Genomic DNA, 18,727 nt, shown 5'->3' with positions numbered 1-18,727 from the left:
AGGCTATCTCCTACTCTCAAGGCTCACGGTGTTTTTTATGTGGCACTGCTTTATGTGTCGCTGCAGGCCGAAGTCTGGGCGTATGGAGGTGTTAGACACCGCCTGCCTTTTTAATGGCACGCATTATATCTACACCACTGCACGGGTCCAATACAAACGTTTGTTTGAATCGGCCGCAGGCCAGATAAATCATAGACGCCAGACCCGGAACTGGCCGATTTGGCGTATTGACCGGATAAGGCGTAACGGTCAAGATACGGGCGGTTTTGCGTTTGCCGTAGGCTGAAACGAGGTTCGACAGAATCTCCCAAAAGGCATCAGGCAAACGCGGTGCAGGCAACAGGTCAACGTCGCACGGCGCATTTTACACACCCTGCCGCTGCTTGACGGGTGATGCCCGGCATTTATAAGGCTTTTTAAAGCCCTGCCGCTGGCCTGCACATATTGCGATTGCTTGTTGAGGACACTTATCGATCGCCTGGTAGTGCCGGGCGACATCTTTTCACCGGAGAGTGAGGAATCCATGAAGGTTCTTGTAGCTGTCAAACGAGTGGTCGACTACAACGTCAAGGTTCGCGTCAAGGCGGACAACTCCGGCGTCGATCTTGCCAACGTCAAAATGTCCATGAACCCGTTCTGCGAAATCGCTGTTGAAGAAGCGGTGCGCTTGAAAGAGAAGGGCGTGGCAACGGAAATCGTGGTCGTGACCATTGGGCCGACCACCGCTCAGGAACAATTGCGTACGGCTCTGGCGCTGGGTGCAGACCGTGCCGTGCTGGTTGAGTCCGCAGAAGAACTCACTTCGCTTGCCGTGGCCAAGCTGCTCAAGGCCGTGGTCGATAAGGAGCAGCCACACCTGGTGATCCTCGGTAAACAGGCGATCGACAGCGACAACAACCAGACCGGCCAGATGCTGGCTGCGCTGAGCGGCTACCCGCAAGGTACTTTCGCGTCGAAAGTCGAAGTGACCGGCGACAAGGTTGCCGTGACCCGCGAAATCGACGGCGGCCTGCAGACCGTTTCCCTGAGCCTGCCCGCCATCGTGACCACAGACCTGCGTCTGAACGAGCCGCGCTACGCCTCGCTGCCCAACATCATGAAGGCCAAGAAAAAGCCGCTTGAAGTGCTGACGCCCGATGCGCTTGGCGTGTCCACGGCCTCGACCAACAAGACCCTCAAGGTCGAAGCGCCGGCTGCACGCAGCGCCGGTATCAAGGTCAAGTCGGTGGCTGAACTGGTCGAGAAACTGAAAAACGAAGCGAAGGTAATCTAAATGACGATCCTGGTTATCGCTGAACACGACAATGCGACCGTAGCCCCGGCTACGCTCAACACCGTTGCTGCCGCCCAGAAGATCGGCGGTGATATTCATCTGCTGGTTGCAGGTTCCGGTATCGGCGCTGTTGCCGAAGCCGCAGCCAGAATTGCTGGCGTGAGTAAAGTGCTGGTCGCCGACAATGCGGCCTACGCGCATCAACTGCCTGAAAACGTTGCGCCGCTGGTGGTCGAACTGGCCGCCGGCCACAGCCACGTTCTGGCCGCTGCCACCTCCAATGGCAAGAACATCCTGCCGCGCGTCGCTGCGCAGCTGGATGTGGATCAGATCTCCGAGATCGTTTCGGTGGTCTCGGCTGACACGTTCACCCGCCCGATCTATGCCGGTAACGCGATTGCCACCGTGCAGTCCATCGCCTCGGTCAAGGTCATCACCGTGCGTGCCACCGGTTTCGACCCGGTGGCTGCCGAAGGTGGTTCGGCCACCGTTGAAGCGGTGTCGGCTGCTCACGACGCCGGCACGTCGAGCTTCGTCGGTGAAGAACTGGCCAAGTCCGATCGTCCTGAACTGACCGCCGCCAAGATCGTCGTTTCCGGCGGTCGCGGCATGCAGAATGGCGACAACTTCAAGCACCTGTACACCCTGGCCGACAAACTTGGCGCTGCGGTCGGCGCTTCCCGCGCTGCGGTTGACGCCGGTTTTGTGCCCAACGATATGCAGGTCGGTCAGACCGGCAAGATCGTTGCGCCACAGCTGTACATTGCCGTCGGTATTTCCGGCGCGATTCAGCATCTGGCCGGCATGAAGGACTCCAAGGTGATCGTCGCGATCAACAAGGACGAAGAAGCGCCGATCTTCCAGGTGGCTGATTACGGTCTGGTGGCGGATTTGTTCGAAGCCATTCCCGAGTTGGAGAAGCTGGTCTAAGCCACGCGCTTCTACTATAAAGAGAGCCCGTTCCGTTCGGGGTTTGCGTGCCAGCAGCTTGCCTGCAGTGCGCTTGCCCGGACAGAACGGGTTTTTTATTGACTTTCAAAAGGACTTTTCATGTGCCATTCCCGGCTGCTGTCGTCGCTTTTACTCGGGCTGGTCATGCTGCCGACGCTGGCATTCGCTGCCGGCAAGTGCGAGCGCCTGATCGTGACTGGCAGCCCCGACGCGCCGCCTTATCTGTGGCGTGACCCTCAGGACCCTAAGCGCCTGATGGGGGCCAATGCCGATCTATTGACGCAGGCGGCGGGCGAACTGGGCATCAAGCTCGAGGTTGTGTACGGCGGCAAGCGCAGCCAGGCGCTTGAAGAGGTGCGCACCGGGCGTATGGATCTGCTGGCTGATGCGCCGATGAATACCGCACAGCTTGAATCACTCGATTACATTCATCCGCCGATCGTGCAGAACGACATTATGGTCTGGACGCGCCGCGATCATGCCGTACCGTTCAATGCCATCAGCGAACTGTACGGGCATCCCGGCGCTATCTCGGAAAAGACCCGCCTGACGCCGTTGTTTGAAGCACAGACCCGGCAACATCTGACTCTGGAGCGCGTGTCGGGCCTGACGCCGGCCTTTCAGAAACTGGCGCTGGGCGAGGTGGATTATGTGCTGGCCGGGCGGTATGCCGGGATGGTCATGGTGCAGACGCTGAGCCTGTCGGCAGACCTGATTGCACAACCGTTGCCGGTTGATACGCCGGGCCTGTATCTGGCGTTATCGTTCAATTCGGCCTGCAACGATCCATGGTTGCGCGGACAGCTGGCGAAAAAGATGGCAGAATCGGCCGCCTCCGGCCTTGCGGGCGACGTCATCAGGCACAACCTGGAATTGTGGAAAGCCCAGTTGTTGCAACCTGCCAGCGCCAGCGTCCCAAACAAGTAGGAATGTTTTTGTGAGTATTCGTTTTTCAATGGCTGTCATGGCAATCGCCACGCTGGCCGGCTGCGCCAGCGATCCCGTTCCGAGCGAGCAATTCAAACTGACCGAGCAGGCACTGCAGCAGGCCAAGGCGGTCGGCGCAACGGAAGATCAGCCCGAGATGGAAATAGCGCTGGCCCGCTTCGCCGAAGCGCGTGCGTCCATGACTACACACGCTTACCGCGATGCGCGCATGAAGGCCGAGCAGGCCGAGCTGGATGCGCGGCTGGCAGAGGCGCGAGTGCTCACGCTCAAGAGTCAGGAACAGGTCAATCAGTTGAATACCCGTCTCAATCGCTTGCGCAAGCAGCTGGGGGAGGCGCAATGAACCGTATTCCACGTGTGTTGAGCGTGTGCCTGTTGCTGGGTTCGGCGGGTCTTTACGGCTGTGCCGGTCATCAGGACAGCGCGCAGGCCCTGCAACAGGCCAGTGCCGACTTCCAGAAGGTCAAGGAAGACACCGACGTGCTGCGCAGCGCGCCCAAGGATGTGATTCGCGCGGGTGAATCGCTGGCTCGCGCCGAGCGCTTGTCCAGCTATCTGGGCAGTGGCGCCGATGTCAGCCACTACGCCTACCTCAGCAGTCGCTACAGCGAAATCGCCCGCGAGCACAGCAACCTCATGCTGAGTCAGGAGCGTCTGGCTAAAATGGACATGGAGCGCCAGCGCATGCAGCTGGCGTTGCGCGAAGCCAAGCTGGCCAGCGCTCAGCAGCAGGGGCGCTGGCTGGAAGACCAGATCCTCAGTCTGGCCACCACCCAGACCGATCGCGGGCTGGTCATGACGCTGGGTGACGTGCTTTTCGACGCCGGGCATGCCGAACTGAAAAGCTCGGCCAGTCGCACCATTCTCAAGGTTGTGCAGTTTTTGCAGATCAATCCGCGGCGCGTGGTCAGGATCGAGGGCTACACCGACAGCACCGGCGACCGTGAGGACAATCTGACCCTGTCGAAGGACCGTGCGCAAGCAGTTGCCGATGTTCTGATGGACCTGGGTGTCGACGATAAACGCATTCAGGTCGAAGGCTATGGTCAGCAGTTTCCGGTCGATGCCAATGCGTCCGAACGAGGGCGTGCACAGAATCGCCGTGTCGAAATCGTTTTTTCTGACGAAAAAGGTCATTTAGGCGCTGCTCGTTAACGCTAATGGCCAAAAAAGCCCGACGCCGGAAACGGCCTCGGGCTTTTTTGGCTTTAAACACTTTGAATATGGCGTTTTTGGCCGCGTTTATTTTCGCGCAGCCTCTGTGATCGCTGGCTTGAACGCAAACTGTTCCCGTACACTTCTGTACTGAGCCGGTTATTACCCATCTGTATTTTTAAAAACAATAAATCGCCGGTCTTTTCGAGGCTGTGTCATGACCAACCTTTTGCTCTATCAACGTATCGCTCAACAACTGGCTGAAGACATCCGTCGTGGTGTGTACCAGCCCGGTGAGCGTGTGCCTTCTGTTCGCAAAATGAGCTCGCAGCTCAATGTCAGCCATGCAACCGTGTTGCAGGCCTATGCGAACCTTGAGGATCAGGGCTTGATCAGGGCGCGTCCGCAGTCGGGTTACTACGTTCACCAGACCCCTGCGTTGACGGCTTCGACGCCGGACATCGCGCGGGTCGAGCGGCCAGGGCTGGTCACGCGCAGCAGCATTATCCAGCAGGTGCTTGAAGAGTCGCGACGCGAAGGCGTGTTCGCCCTGGGCGCAGCGGTGCCTCATGTGGATTACCTGCCGGTACGCGCCCTGCATCAGCAGCTTGCGAAAGTGACGCGCTTTCACAGTCCGCGTGCGTTCAGTTACATGTTCAGTCCGGGCTTCGAGCCACTGCGCAGGCAGGTTGCCATCCGTATGCGCGACGCGGGGGTAGTGGTTGATCCATCCGAAGTGGTGATTACTCACGGCTGTGTGGATGCGTTGCAAATGACCCTGCGTGTGCTGACCCGGCCTGGCGATCTGATCGCTGCCGAGTCGCCGGCCTATTACGGCTTGCTGCAACTCGCCGATCTGCTGGGCCTGAAAGTCATCGAGATCCCCAGCGACCCGGCCACCGGCATCAGCCTGGAGGCCCTGCAGTTGGCGGCCAATCAGTGGTCGATCAAGGCTCTGGTGCTGACCTCGCGGCTGAGCAACCCGCTGGGCGGCACCATGCCTGAGGAGCGCCAGAAGAACCTGCTGCGGCTGGCCTCGGATTTTGATATTCAGGTGGTTGAAGACGATGTCTACGGCGAGCTGATGTTCGAGGTCGGACGAACCAAGGCACTCAAGGCGTTTGATCGGCTGGGCAGGGTGATTTATTGCTCGAGCTTCTCCAAAACGCTATCGCCCGGTGTGCGTATCGGCTGGACAATCGCGGGCAAATACCAGGCTGAAATTCAGCGTCTGCAGACTTTCAGCACTCACTCGGCTTGCAGCGTCACGCAAATGGCCGTAGCTGCCTACCTTGAAAACGGCGGCTATGACCGGCATCTGCGCTTCATTCGCCTGGAATACCGCAAGAACATGAGCGCCTACCAACTGGCGGTGCAGCAGTTCTTTCCTGAGGGCACGCAGATGAGTCGTCCTGCGGGCGGGTTTATCTTGTGGGTCAGTCTGCCGGGGCGCGTCAATACCCAGGAGCTGCATGTGCGTGCGCTGGAGCAGGGCATCAGCATCGCGCCGGGGCTGATCTTCAGTAACACCGAGCAGTTCAACCACTGCATTCGCCTCAATTGCGGCATGCCGTGGAACAAAGAGGCTGAGCGCGCGCTGATGACGCTGGGTATGTTGGCCAAGCAGTTGTGTCAGGAAGCGATACAGGTGTACTGAGTTGTAAAGATTTTTTGTCAGTTGTTTTGAACTCTTGCCTTGTCAGGTTGGCCTCAAAAGGACAGCATGTATTCCTTCCCGGCTTTTTGCCACTGTCTTGCCTGATTCTTTGCCTATGAATGTTTTTCGCTGTCTGGGGTTGATTGTCGTCGTGCTTCTGAGTGGTTGTGACGCTCAGAAATCGTCTGTGCCCAAGCCCAAGGTCGAGGCGGTTATCACTGCGCCGGTCTCCCCCGAGGTTCACTTGAAAACCGAGGCGCCTGTAGAGGCAGTGGCCACTGATGCCCGGCAGATCAAGGCACCGGATACAGTGCATCAGTTGATGCCGGGCGTTCCGGTTGTTCCGGTCGTGGTGGGCAAGGAGAAATCCGAACCCTCGGCAGCTCATTCCGGCAAGGCCACGACGACCGATTCTGAAAAGCCTTTGTCAAAGGTCGTTGCTGTCAAGGCGCCCGCCGACAAGCGTCAGAAGGCCAAGGAAGCAAAAGCGGCGAAGGCCAAGGATGTGCGAATCAAGTCGCCCAGGCTGGACTTGAGCCTGCCTCCCGAGCTGGTCAAGGAACTGGCCCCGCCTGCCAATGTGATCACCAGCAAGCGCAAGCCAATATTGCCGCAGATGTTCAGTGACAAAGGCGACTCGGCCAACCCTGGCCCCTTCGAGCTTGAAGGTCGGCTGCTGACCAATGAAATGCAGTTGCAGATGCGCAATGACAACCGTCGCGACGTCGAAGGCGCTGCGCTGGATTTCAAATTCAAGCAGTAAGCCCTGCCTATCGTCCGATACGGCATTTTCAAACAAACGTTTTGACGGTTAATATCGTCTCTTCTTTGTCAACTTTTCAGTCAGGTGTCTGGTCATGGACTGCCGTTCCGATTGTGGTGCGTGTTGCATAGCGCCATCCATCACGTCTCCCATACCGGGTATGCCTCACGGAAAGCCGGCAGGGGAGCGCTGTCTGCACCTGTCGGTCGGGCTTCTGTGTGCATTGTTCGGCAAGGCCGAGCGTCCTGCGGTCTGCAGCCAGTTCAAGGCGGCGGAAGATGTCTGCGGTGTCGATCAGGCAGACGCCATTCGTCTTATCGGCTGGTGGGAAAAGGCTACTGCGGTGGCTTGAAACGGAATCAGTGAGCGCGAGCGCTTTGTCGGCACTTCAAAAACAAGGAATAAAACAATGAGTTCGCTGTATCGCATGGTTGTTGCTTGTGGGTTGACTGTCATGGTTGTCGGGGCAGTGCAGGCTGAAGACTGGAAGGTGGCCAGGAACGAAGACGGAATCAAGGTTTCGCTGAGTGAGGTGCCGGGCTCCGACTACAAGGCTTATCAGGGCATTGCCGTGATCAACGCCAGCGTAAGCAAGCTGCGCGCGCTTCAGGAAGACGTCGCGGGCGCCTGTGCCTGGATTCATGAGTGTAAATTGCAGAAAGTGCTCAAGCATGAAGGCGACAAGACCTGGACCTACAGCCAGTTCAATACACCCTGGCCGGTAACCCCTCGCGACTCGGTATTGCTGATTACCACCCAAGAGGGCGCTGACGGGAGTATTACCCGCAATCTCGAAGAGCAGCCCAGGTACATTCCCGAGGAAAAGGGCTTTGTGCGCGTGAGCGAGGTCAAGGGCTTCTGGAAAATGGTGCCCAAAGGCCCCAATCAGACCGAAGTGACGTATCAGGTGCATACCGAGCCGGGCGGCAGTGTGCCCTCGATGATCGCCAACAAGTTTGTTGTCGATGCGCCATTCAATACGTTGAAAGCGCTCAGGGAGCGGGCTGCGCAGTAATCTGCGGCCTTTTTGAGGGGTGCAAAAAAGGGCTGCCAGTGGCAGCCCTTGTTTTTTGCGTCGTGTCGCTTACTTGCGGTCTTTCAATGCAACGATGTCGCGTTGCACGTTGCCGGTGTAGAGCTGGCGCGGGCGACCGATCTTGTAAGGGCTGGAGAGCATTTCTTTCCAGTGCGAGATCCAGCCGACGGTCCGCGCCAGGGCGAAGATCACGGTGAACATGCTGGTCGGGATGCCGATAGCCTTGAGGATGATGCCCGAGTAGAAGTCAACGTTCGGGTACAGCGAGCGCTCGATGAAGTACGGGTCGGTCAGGGCGATCTCTTCAAGACGCATGGCCAGCTCGAGCTGAGGATCGTTTTTGATGCCCAGTTCCTTGAGTACTTCGTCGCAGGTCTGCTTCATCACGGTCGCGCGTGGGTCACGGTTCTTGTAGACCCGGTGACCGAAGCCCATGAGCTTGAACGGATCGTTCTTGTCCTTGGCTTTGGCTATGAATGTATCGATGTTCGACACGTCGCCGATTTCATCGAGCATGGTCAGCACGGCTTCGTTGGCGCCGCCGTGAGCCGGGCCCCAGAGTGCCGCGATACCGGCTGCGATACAGGCGAACGGGTTGGCACCCGAGGAGCCTGCCATGCGCACGGTAGAGGTCGACGCGTTCTGCTCGTGATCGGCGTGAAGGATAAAGATCTTGTCCATCGCCTTGGCCAGCACCGGGCTGATCGGTTTGATCTCGCACGGCGTGTTGAACATCATATGCAGGAAGTTTTCGGCGTAGCTGAGGTCGTTGCGCGGGTACATCATGGGTTGGCCCATGGAGTACTTGTAGACCATCGCTGCCAGGGTCGGCATCTTGGCGACCAGGCGTACAGCCGAAATTTCGCGGTGCTGCGGGTTATTGATGTCGAGCGAATCGTGGTAGAACGCCGACAGGGCGCCGACTACACCGCACATGACGGCCATCGGGTGGGCGTCACGGCGAAAGCCGTTGAAGAAGGTCTTGAGTTGTTCGTGAACCATCGTGTGGTTCTTGACCACGGCCACGAACTGGGCTTTCTGTTCGGCGGTTGGCAGCTCGCCGTTGAGCAACAGGTAGCAGGTCTCGAGGTAATCGGACTGCTCGGCCAGTTGTTCGATCGGGTAGCCGCGGTGCAGCAGAATTCCGTTGTCACCATCAATGTAGGTGATCTTCGACTCGCAAGAGGCCGTGGACATGAAGCCAGGGTCAAATGTGAAGCGGCCGGTGGCGGTCAGACCGCGTACGTCGATCACGTCCGGACCCACTGTACCGGTCAGTATTGGCAGCTCGACGGGGGCAGCGCCCTCGATGATCAACTGCGCTTTTTTGTCAGCCATGTGGCCTCCTATTTATGCTTCAAATCATCAGACAGGCCCCCCACGCAGGGCCCGCATCACTATAGTGAGATAAATTCTAAAGTCAATTTGCCTAAAGTCGTGTTCCACAAGGCCCGGGCCGTGAAATTTTTCAGGGCATTTCCTGCCGTTTACGCCTTTTGTGCTGGCAAAGCAATGCGCTATTGGCGGTAAGTCTGCGCGTTGTCATTAGCGACCTAACTGTCTATACTCGACGTCCGACCGCCAGAGGCTTTTTGGCCTGTTTCAAGGGGGTCGTCACTTCCTGGGTGGTGGGTACCTGACCAGTGCACTTCCCAACAACTTGCCCTGATTGTTAGGGGCTCTTCAGTGTGAAAAAAAGCCGTGAATAGCCAACGACCTGTAAATCTAGACCTAAGGACCATCAAGCTCCCAGTCACCGCTTACACGTCCATTCTCCACCGCGTCTCCGGTGTCATCCTCTTTGTCGGTATTGCAATCATGCTGTATGCAATGGACAAGTCGCTGGCGTCCGAAGAAGGCTTTGGTGAAGTCAAGGCGTGTCTGACCAGCCCGCTGGCCAAGCTGATCATCTGGGGGCTTCTGTCTGCCCTGCTGTATCACATGGTGGCCGGTATCCGTCACCTGATCATGGACACCGGGGTAGGCGAGACGCTCGAGGGCGGCAAGCTGGGCTCCAAAATCGTTATCGCGGTTTCCGTGGTACTGATTCTTCTGGCGGGAGTATGGATATGGTAACCAACGTCACCAACCTTTCGCGTTCGGGCCTCTACGACTGGATGGCCCAGCGTGTATCTGCGGTCGTGCTCGCGGCTTATTTCATATTCCTGATCGGGTACATGGTCTTTCATCCGGGTCTGAGCTACGCCCAATGGCATGATCTGTTCGCACACAACGGGATGCGTATCTTCAGTCTGCTGGCCCTCGTTGCCCTTGGCGCTCACGCCTGGGTCGGCATGTGGACCATCGCGACCGACTACCTGACGCCGATGGCGCTGGGCAAGTCCGCCACTGCGGTACGTTTTCTGTTTCAGGCGGTATGCGGCGTTCTGATGTTCGCCTACTTCGTCTGGGGTGTGCAGATTCTTTGGGGTATCTGATTCATGGCTAATATAAACTCGCTTTCCTTCGACGCCATCATCATTGGTGGTGGCGGTGCCGGCATGCGCGCTGCCCTGCAGCTCGCCCAGGGCGGTCACAAGACTGCCGTGGTCACCAAGGTGTTCCCGACCCGCTCGCACACCGTTTCCGCACAGGGTGGCATCACCTGCGCAATCGCCTCTGCCGATCCTAACGATGACTGGCGCTGGCACATGTACGATACCGTCAAGGGTTCCGACTACATCGGCGACCAGGACGCTATCGAATACATGTGTTCCGTAGGCCCGGAAGCCGTTTTCGAACTCGAGCACATGGGTCTGCCGTTCTCTCGTACCGAGCAGGGTCGCATCTATCAGCGTCCGTTCGGTGGTCAGTCCAAGGACTTCGGCAAGGGTGGTCAGGCTGCACGTACCTGTGCTGCTGCCGACCGTACCGGTCACGCACTGCTGCATACCCTGTATCAGGCCAACCTCAAGGCCGGCACCGTATTCCTCAACGAATACTACGGTGTGGATCTGGTCAAGAATCAGGATGGCGCCTTTGTCGGCATCATCGCCATCTGCATTGAAACCGGCGAAACCTCTTACATCCGTGCCAACGCCACCGTGCTGGCAACCGGCGGTGCAGGGCGTATCTACTCGTCCACCACCAACGCCCTGATCAATACCGGTGACGGTATCGGCATGGCACTGCGTGCCGGTGTCCCGGTTCAGGACATCGAGATGTGGCAGTTCCACCCGACCGGCATTGCCGGCGCAGGTGTACTGGTTACCGAAGGCTGCCGTGGTGAAGGCGGTTACCTGATCAACAAGCACGGCGAGCGTTTCATGGAGCGTTATGCTCCGAACGCCAAGGACCTTGCCGGTCGTGACGTGGTCGCGCGTTCCATGGTCAAGGAAATCATTGCCGGTAACGGCTGTGGTCCGGATGGCGACCATGTAATGCTCAAGCTCGATCACCTGGGTGAAGAAGTGTTGCACAGCCGCCTGCCAGGCATCATGGAGCTGTCCAAGACGTTTGCCCACGTAGACCCTGCAACAGCGCCGATTCCGGTAGTTCCAACCTGCCACTACATGATGGGCGGCGTTGCCACCAACATTCATGGTCAGGCGATCACTCAGGACGCTGATGGCGTCGATCACATCATCCCGGGTCTGTTTGCGGTGGGCGAAGTGGCTTGCGTATCGGTGCACGGTGCCAACCGTCTGGGCGGCAACTCGCTGCTCGACCTGGTGGTGTTCGGTCGTGCTGCGGGTATCCACCTGGAGAAGGCGCTGAGCGAGGGTATCGACTACACCCGCGCTTCCGAGTCCGACATCGATGCTGCTCTCGCACGCCTTGCCGGCCTGAACGAGCGCACCACCGGCGAAGACGTGGCCACGCTGCGTAAAGAGCTGCAAAGCTGCATGCAGAACTATTTCGGTGTGTTCCGTACCGGCGAATACATGCAGAAGGGTATTGCCCAACTGGCTGACCTGCGCGTTCGTATCGCCAACGTCAAGATCAACGACAAGAGCCAGGCTTTCAACACTGCCCGTATCGAAGCGCTTGAACTGCAAAACCTGCTGGAAGTTGCCGAAGCCACGGCGATCGCCGCAGAGCATCGTAAAGAGTCCCGCGGCGCTCACGCCCGTGAAGACTTCGAAGATCGCGATGACGAGAACTGGTTGTGCCACACCCTGTATTTCCCGGGTGACAAGCGCGTGACCAAGCGTGCCGTGAACTTCTCACCGAAGACTGTCCCGACGTTTGAACCCAAGATTCGGACTTATTAAGGGGTGACCGATATGTTGCAAGTCAGTGTTTATCGTTACAACCCTGATCAGGACGCTGCTCCGTTCATGCAGGAGTTTCAGGTCGATACCGGTGGCAAGGACCTGATGGTGCTGGACGTGCTGGCGCTGGTCAAAGAACAGGACGAAGGCTTTTCGTACCGTCGTTCGTGCCGTGAAGGCGTGTGCGGCTCCGATGGCATGAACATCAATGGCAAGAACGGCCTGGCGTGCATCACGCCGCTGTCTGCGGTTGTCGCCAAGAACAAGCTGGTTGTCCGCCCTCTGCCAGGTTTGCCGGTTATTCGTGACCTGGTCGTCGATATGAGCATCTTCTACAAGCAATACGAGAAGGTGAAACCATTCCTGCAGAACGACATGCCGGCTCCGGCCATCGAACGTCTGCAAACGCCAGAAGAGCGCGAAAAGCTCGATGGTCTGTACGAGTGCATTTTGTGCGCTTGCTGCTCGACCTCCTGCCCGTCCTTCTGGTGGAACCCCGACAAGTTCCTCGGTCCAGCTGCACTGCTGCAAGCCTATCGTTTCCTGGCTGACAGCCGTGACACCCGCACCAACGAGCGTCTGGCTTCGCTTGATGACCCGTTCAGCGTATTCCGCTGCCGCGGCATCATGAACTGCGTCAACGTATGTCCGAAGGGCCTGAACCCAACCAAGGCTATCGGTCACGTGCGCAACATGTTGTTGCAAAGCGGCATCTGATTCATCGCTTTATCTGTTACACCGTTGCACAGAAGTGGCTGCGGCGCAGGCTTCAACCGGCGCCGTAGTTTTAACCTGAGCAGTAGCTCGCAAAGCTGCCGCTCTTATTTTGAAGAAATGAGACCAGCAGGGGCATCCGGGCTGGTACCCGGACTATCTGCGTGATCCCTGGTGACTTGATACAGTCGCTGCACACGACTATTTCAGGATTGCTCTGGTGTCTTCGCCGGTGGTGTCCCCTTACCGAGGGTGACCAAGCATGCAAGAAAGCGTGATGCAGCGCATGTGGAACAGTGCCCACCTATCCGGTGGTAACGCTGCCTATGTGGAAGAGCTCTATGAGCTCTACCTGCACGACCCTAACGCTGTGCCAGAAGAATGGCGCACCTACTTTCAGAAGTTGCCAGCAGACGGCAGCTCTGCCACTGATGTATCGCATTCGACTATTCGCGATCATTTCGTGTTGCTGGCTAAAAACCAGCGCCGCGCTCAACCGGTGTCCGCCGGCAGTGTGAGCAGCGAGCACGAAAAGAAGCAGGTTGAAGTGCTGCGACTGATCCAGGCGTACCGGATGCGTGGCCATCAGGCTGCTCAGCTCGATCCGCTGGGCCTGTGGCAGCGTCCTGCACCCGCAGATCTGTCGATCAATCACTACGGCTTGACCAATGCCGATCTGGACACGACTTTCCGCGCTGGCGACTTGTTCATCGGCAAAGAGGAAGCGAGCCTACGCGAAATTCACGAAGCGTTGCAGCAGACATATTGTCGCACCATAGGCTCCGAGTTCACCCACATCGTGGATTCCGAGCAGCGCAACTGGTTCATGCAGCGTCTCGAAAGTGTTCGTGGTCGTCCGGCGTTTTCGGCTGACATCCAGAGCCACTTGCTTGAGCGTGTCACTGCGGCGGAAGGTCTCGAGAAATACCTGGGCACCAAATACCCAGGCACCAAGCGTTTCGGTCTGGAAGGCGGCGAAAGTCTGATTCCGATGCTCGACGAGCTGATTCAGCGTTCCGGGTCCTATGGCACCAAGGAAGTCGTGATCGGCATGGCCCACCGTGGTCGTCTGAACGTACTGGTCAACACCTTCGGCAAGAACCCGCGCGACCTGTTCGACGAGTTCGAAGGCAAGAAAAAAGTGGAACTGGGTTCCGGTGACGTCAAATACCACCAGGGCTTCTCGTCCAACGTCATGACCGCAGGCGGTGAAGTTCACCTGGCCATGGCATTCAACCCGTCTCACCTGGAGATCGTTTCTCCGGTGGTCGAGGGTTCAGTGCGTGCGCGTCAGGATCGTCGCAACGATCCGAACGGTGACAAGGTTCTGCCGATTTCCCTCCACGGCGATGCGGCTTTTGCCGGTCAGGGCGTGGTCATGGAAACCTTCCAGATGTCGCAGACTCGCGGCTTCAAGACGGGCGGCACGATCCACATCGTTATCAACAACCAGGTCGGTTTCACCATCAGCAACCCGCTGGACTCGCGTTCCACCGAGTACGCCACCGACGTTGCCAAGATGATTCAGGCGCCGATCCTCCATGTAAATGGTGATGATCCGGAAGCCGTGATGTTCGTCACCCAGTTGGCGATCGACTACCGCATGCAGTTCAAGCGGGACATCGTCATCGATCTGGTCTGCTACCGCCGTCGCGGTCACAACGAAGCTGACGAGCCTAGCGGCACCCAGCCTCTGATGTATCAGCAGATCACCAAGCAGCGCACCACCCGTGAGCTGTACGCCGAGCATCTGATCAAGACCGGCGTCCTCGATGAAGCCCGCGTTCAGGCCAAGGTCGATGACTACCGCAGCGCGCTGGACAACGGCCTGCACGTGGTGAAAAGCCTGGTCAAGGAGCCGAACAAGGAATTGTTCGTCGACTGGCGTCCGTATCTGGGCCATGCCTGGACTGCGCGTCACGACACCCGATTCGATCTCAAGACCCTGCAGGAACTGTCCGCCAAACTGATGGAGTTGCCAGAAGGCTTCGTCGTGCAGCGTCAGGTGCAGAAGATCTACGAAGATCGCCAGAAGATGCAGGCCGGTGGCTTGCCGATCAACTGGGGCTACGCCGAAACCATGGCATACGCCACGCTGGCGTTCGAAGGCCACCCGATCCGCATGACAGGCCAGGACATCGGTCGCGGTACGTTCTCGCACCGTCACGCTGTGCTGCACAACCAGAAAGACGCCGGGACGTACATTCCGCTGCAGAATCTGTACGCCGGTCAGCCGCGTTTCGACCTGTACGACTCGTTCCTGTCGGAAGAGGCCGTGCTGGCATTTGAATACGGTTACTCGACTACCCAGCCGGATGCACTGGTTATCTGGGAAGCGCAGTTCGGCGACTTTGCCAACGGCGCCCAGGTGGTTGTCGACCAGTTCATCACCAGTGGTGAACACAAGTGGGGCCGTTTGTGCGGTCTGACCATGCTGTTGCCTCACGGCTACGAAGGCCAAGGGCCGGAGCACTCTTCGGCACGTCTTGAGCGCTACCTGCAATTGTGCGCAGAGCACAACATTCAGGTGTGCGTACCGACGACTCCGGCGCAGATCTACCACCTGTTGCGTCGTCAGGTCATCCGTCCGCTGCGCAAACCGTTGATCGTGCTGACTCCGAAATCGCTGCTGCGTCACAAGCTGGCTGTTTCGACGCTGGAAGATCTGGCCGAAGGCTCGTTCCAGACCGTCATTCCGGAAATCGATACCCTCGATCCGGCCAAGGTCACGCGTCTGGTGCTGTGCAGCGGCAAGGTCTACTACGACCTGCTGGAAAAACGCCGTGCCGAAGGTCGTGAAGACATCGCTATCGTTCGTCTCGAGCAGCTGTACCCGTTCCCTGAAGACGACCTGATGGAAACCATCGCGCCGTACACCAACCTGCAGCATGTGGTCTGGTGTCAGGAAGAGCCGATGAACCAGGGTGCCTGGTACAGCAGCCAACACCATTTGCGTCGCAGCATGGGCAACCACAAACGCGAACTCGTTCTCGAGTACGCCGGTCGTGATGCTTCTGCCGCACCAGCCTGTGGTTACGCTTCGATGCACGCTGAGCAGCAGGAAAAACTCCTGCGCGATGCCTTCACTGTTTAACGCCTTCGAGCATTAGAAACCGAATTAAGGAATTACAGATAATGGCTATCGATATCAAAGCCCCCTCTTTCCCGGAATCCGTTGCCGATGGCACCATTTCCAAGTGGTACAAAAAAGAGGGTGATGCGGTAAAGCGCGACGAGATGCTGGTTGACATCGAGACTGACAAGGTTGTCCTGGAAGTACTGGCCGAAGCTGATGGCGTGATGGGCGCGATCACCAAGGAAGAGGGCGCTATCGTCCTGTCCAATGAAGTGCTTGGCACGTTGAATGACGGTGCCACGGCATCTTCTGCTCCAGCACCCGCTGCTGCGCCTGCTTCGGCACCTGCCGCTGCACCGGCTGCCGCTGGCGAAGAAGACCCGATTGCCGCGCCTGCTGCGCGTCAACTGGCTGAAGAGAACGGCATCAACCTGGCCAGCGTCAAGGGCACCGGTAAAGACGGCCGTATCACCAAGGAAGACATCGTTGCTGCCGTTGAAGCGAAGAAATCCGCTCCAGCCGCTGCGCCTGCTGCCAAGCCTGCCGCCGCTGCTGCTCCGGTCGTTGCCGCTGGCGACCGCACCGAGAAGCGCGTGCCGATGACCCGCGTTCGTGCAACCGTTGCCAAGCGTCTGGTCGAAGCCCAGTCGAACATGGCGATGCTGACCACGTTCAACGAAGTCGACATGACCGAAGTCATGGCGCTGCGTTCGAAGTACAAGGACCTGTTCGAGAAGTCGCACAATGGCGTACGTCTGGGCTTCATGTCCTTCTTCGTAAAAGCGGCCACCGAAGCGCTGAAACGCTTCCCGGCAGTCAACGCTTCGATCGACGGTTCTGACATCGTTTACCATGGTTATGCCGACGTCGGTGTAGCGGTTTCCAGCGATCGCGGCCTGGTTGTGCCGGTTCTGCGTAACGCCGAGCACATGAGCCTGGCTGAAATCGAAGGCGGCATCGCCACCTTCGGCAAAAAAGCCCGTGACGGTAAGCTGTCCATTGATGAGATGACCGGTGGCACCTTCACGATCACCAATGGTGGTACTTTCGGTTCGATGATGTCGACGCCGATCGTCAACCCGCCACAGGCTGCAATTTTGGGAATGCACAACATTCTGCAACGCCCGATGGCAGTCAACGGTCAGGTTGTGATTCGCCCGATGATGTATCTGGCGCTGTCTTACGATCACCGTTTGATCGATGGTAAAGAAGCAGTAACTTTCCTCGTTACCATCAAGAACCTGCTGGAAGATCCAGCTCGTCTGTTGCTGGATATCTGATGAGGCAGTCTCGAGTCGCAAGCTTCCAGCTTCAAGTCAGAAGCGAAAGGGCGTGCAGTCGGGGCTGATGTGTTTTACCTAATCAATAGGTCGCAAGTCGGCCTCGCGTTGAAACGCGGACTGACTTGCAGCTTGCAGCTAAAAGCTTGCAGCTAAAGAGGAACTCTTTGTTATGTCCCAGAAATTCGACGTGGTAGTGATTGGCGCAGGCCCTGGCGGCTATGTTGCCGCCATCAAGGCAGCGCAACTTGGTCTCAAGACTGCCTGCATCGAGAAATACCAGGACAAGGAGGGCAAACTGGCCCTCGGTGGTACCTGCCTGAACGTAGGTTGCATTCCATCCAAGGCGCTGCTCGACAGCTCCTGGAAATTCTACGAAGCCAAGAACGGTTTCGCCGTGCATGGTATTTCGACATCTGAAGTGGCCATCGACGTGCCCGCCATGATCGGTCGCAAGTCGACTATCGTCAAAGGCCTGACTGGCGGCGTTTCCAGTCTGTTCAAAGCCAACGGCGTGACCACTCTGCAAGGCCACGGCAAATTGCTGGCCGGCAAGAAAGTCGAGCTGACAGCGGCCGACGGCACTGTTGAAATCATCGAAGCGGACCACGTGATCCTTGCTTCGGGCTCGCGTCCTATCGATATTCCGCCAGCTCCGGTTGATCAGAAAGTCATCGTTGATTCCACCGGTGCGCTGGAATTCCAACAGGTTCCACAGCGACTGGGCGTTATCGGCGCAGGCGTGATCGGTCTGGAACTGGGTTCGGTCTGGGCTCGCCTCGGCGCTCAGGTCACTGTTCTGGAAGCGCTGGACAAGTTCATCCCGGCCGCTGACGAAGCCGTTTCCAAGGAAGCGCTGAAAACCTTCACCAAGCAGGGCCTGGACATCAAGCTGGGCGCTCGTGTGACCGGCTCCAAGGTCAACGGCGAAGAAGTGGTGGTCAGCTACACCGACGCAGCAGGCGAGCAGTCGATCACGTTCGACCGTCTGATCGTTGCTGTCGGACGTCGTCCTGTGACCACCGACCTGTTGGCCTCCGACAGCGGTGTCGACCTCGACGAGCGCGGTTTCATCTACGTCGATGACTACTGCACCACCAGCGTTCCGGGCGTCTATGCCATCGGTGACGTGGTTCGCGGCCTGATGCTGGCGCACAAGGCCTCGGAAGAGGGCATCATGGTTGTCGAGCGCATCAAGGGTCACAAGGCCCAGATGAACTACAACCTGATCCCGTCGGTTATCTACACCCACCCGGAAATCGCGTGGGTAGGCAAGACCGAACAGACCCTCAAGGCCGAAGGCGTTGAAGTCAATGTCGGTACGTTCCCGTTCGCAGCCAGCGGCCGTGCCATGGCAGCCAACGACACCGGTGGTTTCGTCAAGATCATTGCCGATGCCAAGACCGACCGCGTTCTGGGTGTTCACGTTATTGGCCCGAGCGCTGCCGAACTGGTACAGCAGGGCGCCATCGCGATGGAATTCGGCAGCAGCGCAGAGGACATCGGCATGATGGTCTTCTCGCACCCGACTCTGTCCGAGGCACTGCATGAAGCTGCACTGGCTGTGAATGGCGGCGCCATCCACATTCAGAATCGCAAGAAACGCTAAGACAACAAGAGAAACCACGACGCAGTGCCCGTCGTGAGCCTTGCCAGCAGG

The 18,727-nt window shown here is 58.1% G+C and carries 17 protein-coding genes; 16 read left to right on the top strand and 1 reads right to left on the bottom strand.

Annotated elements, in window-relative coordinates; genetic code table 11:
• The first annotated feature begins 523 nt into the window (after window positions 1–523).
• The 9 genes from QRN38_RS06190 to QRN38_RS06150 all read left to right on the top strand — a co-directional run bounded on the left by QRN38_RS06190 (window position 524) and on the right by QRN38_RS06150 (window position 7,762).
• The gene (locus QRN38_RS06190; protein ID WP_005769649.1) at window positions 524–1,273 is read left to right on the top strand and encodes an electron transfer flavoprotein subunit beta/FixA family protein; all 750 of its coding nucleotides are present in this window, start codon (window positions 524–526) and stop codon (window positions 1,271–1,273) included.
• Window positions 1,274–2,203, top strand: a complete 930-nt coding sequence (locus QRN38_RS06185; RefSeq protein WP_005769647.1) for an electron transfer flavoprotein subunit alpha/FixB family protein — start codon at window positions 1,274–1,276, stop codon at window positions 2,201–2,203.
• Between the two features lie 120 nt (window positions 2,204–2,323).
• A complete protein-coding gene (locus QRN38_RS06180) occupies window positions 2,324–3,151 on the top strand; it encodes a substrate-binding periplasmic protein (protein WP_024667534.1) in 828 nt (275 codons plus the stop codon).
• A gap of 10 nt (window positions 3,152–3,161) precedes the next feature.
• The gene (locus tag QRN38_RS06175; RefSeq protein ID WP_005769643.1) at window positions 3,162–3,515 is read left to right on the top strand and encodes a DUF4398 domain-containing protein; all 354 of its coding nucleotides are present in this window, start codon (window positions 3,162–3,164) and stop codon (window positions 3,513–3,515) included.
• On the top strand, window positions 3,512–4,327 hold the full coding sequence (locus QRN38_RS06170; RefSeq protein WP_005769641.1) for an OmpA family protein: 816 nt from the start codon (window positions 3,512–3,514) through the stop codon (window positions 4,325–4,327). The genes QRN38_RS06175 and QRN38_RS06170 overlap by 4 nt, the downstream gene beginning before the upstream one ends.
• 217 nt (window positions 4,328–4,544) lie before the next feature.
• Window positions 4,545–5,984 carry an aminotransferase-like domain-containing protein gene (locus tag QRN38_RS06165; RefSeq protein ID WP_003382014.1) on the top strand — a complete coding sequence of 480 codons (1,440 nt, stop codon included), beginning with the start codon at window positions 4,545–4,547 and terminating at the stop codon, window positions 5,982–5,984.
• A 115-nt stretch (window positions 5,985–6,099) separates the two neighbouring features.
• Entirely contained in the window at window positions 6,100–6,747 is a 648-nt protein-coding gene (locus QRN38_RS06160; RefSeq protein ID WP_275576023.1) for a translation initiation factor 2, read from the top strand.
• 94 nt (window positions 6,748–6,841) lie between these two features.
• Window positions 6,842–7,099 (top strand): YkgJ family cysteine cluster protein, encoded by a 258-nt coding sequence (locus QRN38_RS06155; protein ID WP_005769636.1) that lies wholly within the window; start codon window positions 6,842–6,844, stop codon window positions 7,097–7,099.
• 57 nt (window positions 7,100–7,156) lie between these two features.
• Window positions 7,157–7,762: an START domain-containing protein gene (locus tag QRN38_RS06150; RefSeq protein ID WP_005769634.1), complete on the top strand. Its 606-nt coding sequence runs from the start codon at window positions 7,157–7,159 to the stop codon at window positions 7,760–7,762.
• Between the two features lie 69 nt (window positions 7,763–7,831).
• Here the strand turns inward: QRN38_RS06150 and gltA are convergent, their stop codons facing one another.
• Window positions 7,832–9,121 carry a citrate synthase gene (gene gltA / locus QRN38_RS06145; protein WP_007244769.1) on the bottom strand — a complete coding sequence of 430 codons (1,290 nt, stop codon included), beginning with the start codon at window positions 9,119–9,121 and terminating at the stop codon, window positions 7,832–7,834.
• Window positions 9,122–9,484: 363 nt separating this feature from the next.
• Here gltA and sdhC point away from each other — a divergent pair, with 363 nt between their 5' ends.
• From sdhC to lpdA, 7 genes are all read left to right on the top strand, one after another.
• Window positions 9,485–9,859: a succinate dehydrogenase, cytochrome b556 subunit gene (gene sdhC, locus QRN38_RS06140; RefSeq protein WP_007244768.1), complete on the top strand. Its 375-nt coding sequence runs from the start codon at window positions 9,485–9,487 to the stop codon at window positions 9,857–9,859.
• On the top strand, window positions 9,853–10,221 hold the full coding sequence (gene sdhD, locus QRN38_RS06135) for a succinate dehydrogenase, hydrophobic membrane anchor protein (RefSeq protein ID WP_003382006.1): 369 nt from the start codon (window positions 9,853–9,855) through the stop codon (window positions 10,219–10,221). Before sdhC ends, sdhD begins: the two co-directional genes overlap by 7 nt.
• Window positions 10,222–10,224: 3 nt before the next feature.
• On the top strand, window positions 10,225–11,997 hold the full coding sequence (gene sdhA / locus QRN38_RS06130) for a succinate dehydrogenase flavoprotein subunit (RefSeq protein WP_005769628.1): 1,773 nt from the start codon (window positions 10,225–10,227) through the stop codon (window positions 11,995–11,997).
• A gap of 12 nt (window positions 11,998–12,009) precedes the next feature.
• Window positions 12,010–12,714 carry a succinate dehydrogenase iron-sulfur subunit gene (locus QRN38_RS06125; RefSeq protein ID WP_057418882.1) on the top strand — a complete coding sequence of 235 codons (705 nt, stop codon included), beginning with the start codon at window positions 12,010–12,012 and terminating at the stop codon, window positions 12,712–12,714.
• Window positions 12,715–12,973: 259 nt separating this feature from the next.
• Window positions 12,974–15,805 (top strand): 2-oxoglutarate dehydrogenase E1 component, encoded by a 2,832-nt coding sequence (locus QRN38_RS06120; protein WP_005769626.1) that lies wholly within the window; start codon window positions 12,974–12,976, stop codon window positions 15,803–15,805.
• 41 nt (window positions 15,806–15,846) lie between these two features.
• Entirely contained in the window at window positions 15,847–17,067 is a 1,221-nt protein-coding gene (gene odhB, locus QRN38_RS06115; RefSeq protein WP_057418881.1) for a 2-oxoglutarate dehydrogenase complex dihydrolipoyllysine-residue succinyltransferase, read from the top strand.
• A 172-nt stretch (window positions 17,068–17,239) separates the two neighbouring features.
• On the top strand, window positions 17,240–18,676 hold the full coding sequence (gene lpdA, locus QRN38_RS06110) for a dihydrolipoyl dehydrogenase (RefSeq protein WP_007244767.1): 1,437 nt from the start codon (window positions 17,240–17,242) through the stop codon (window positions 18,674–18,676).
• Window positions 18,677–18,727: the final 51 nt, after the last annotated feature.

The sequence above is a fragment of the Pseudomonas sp. CFBP2511 genome (assembly GCF_030209255.1).
GTDB lineage: Bacteria > Pseudomonadota > Gammaproteobacteria > Pseudomonadales > Pseudomonadaceae > Aquipseudomonas > Aquipseudomonas avellanae.
This window is presented reverse-complemented; position numbering and strand designations above follow the sequence as displayed.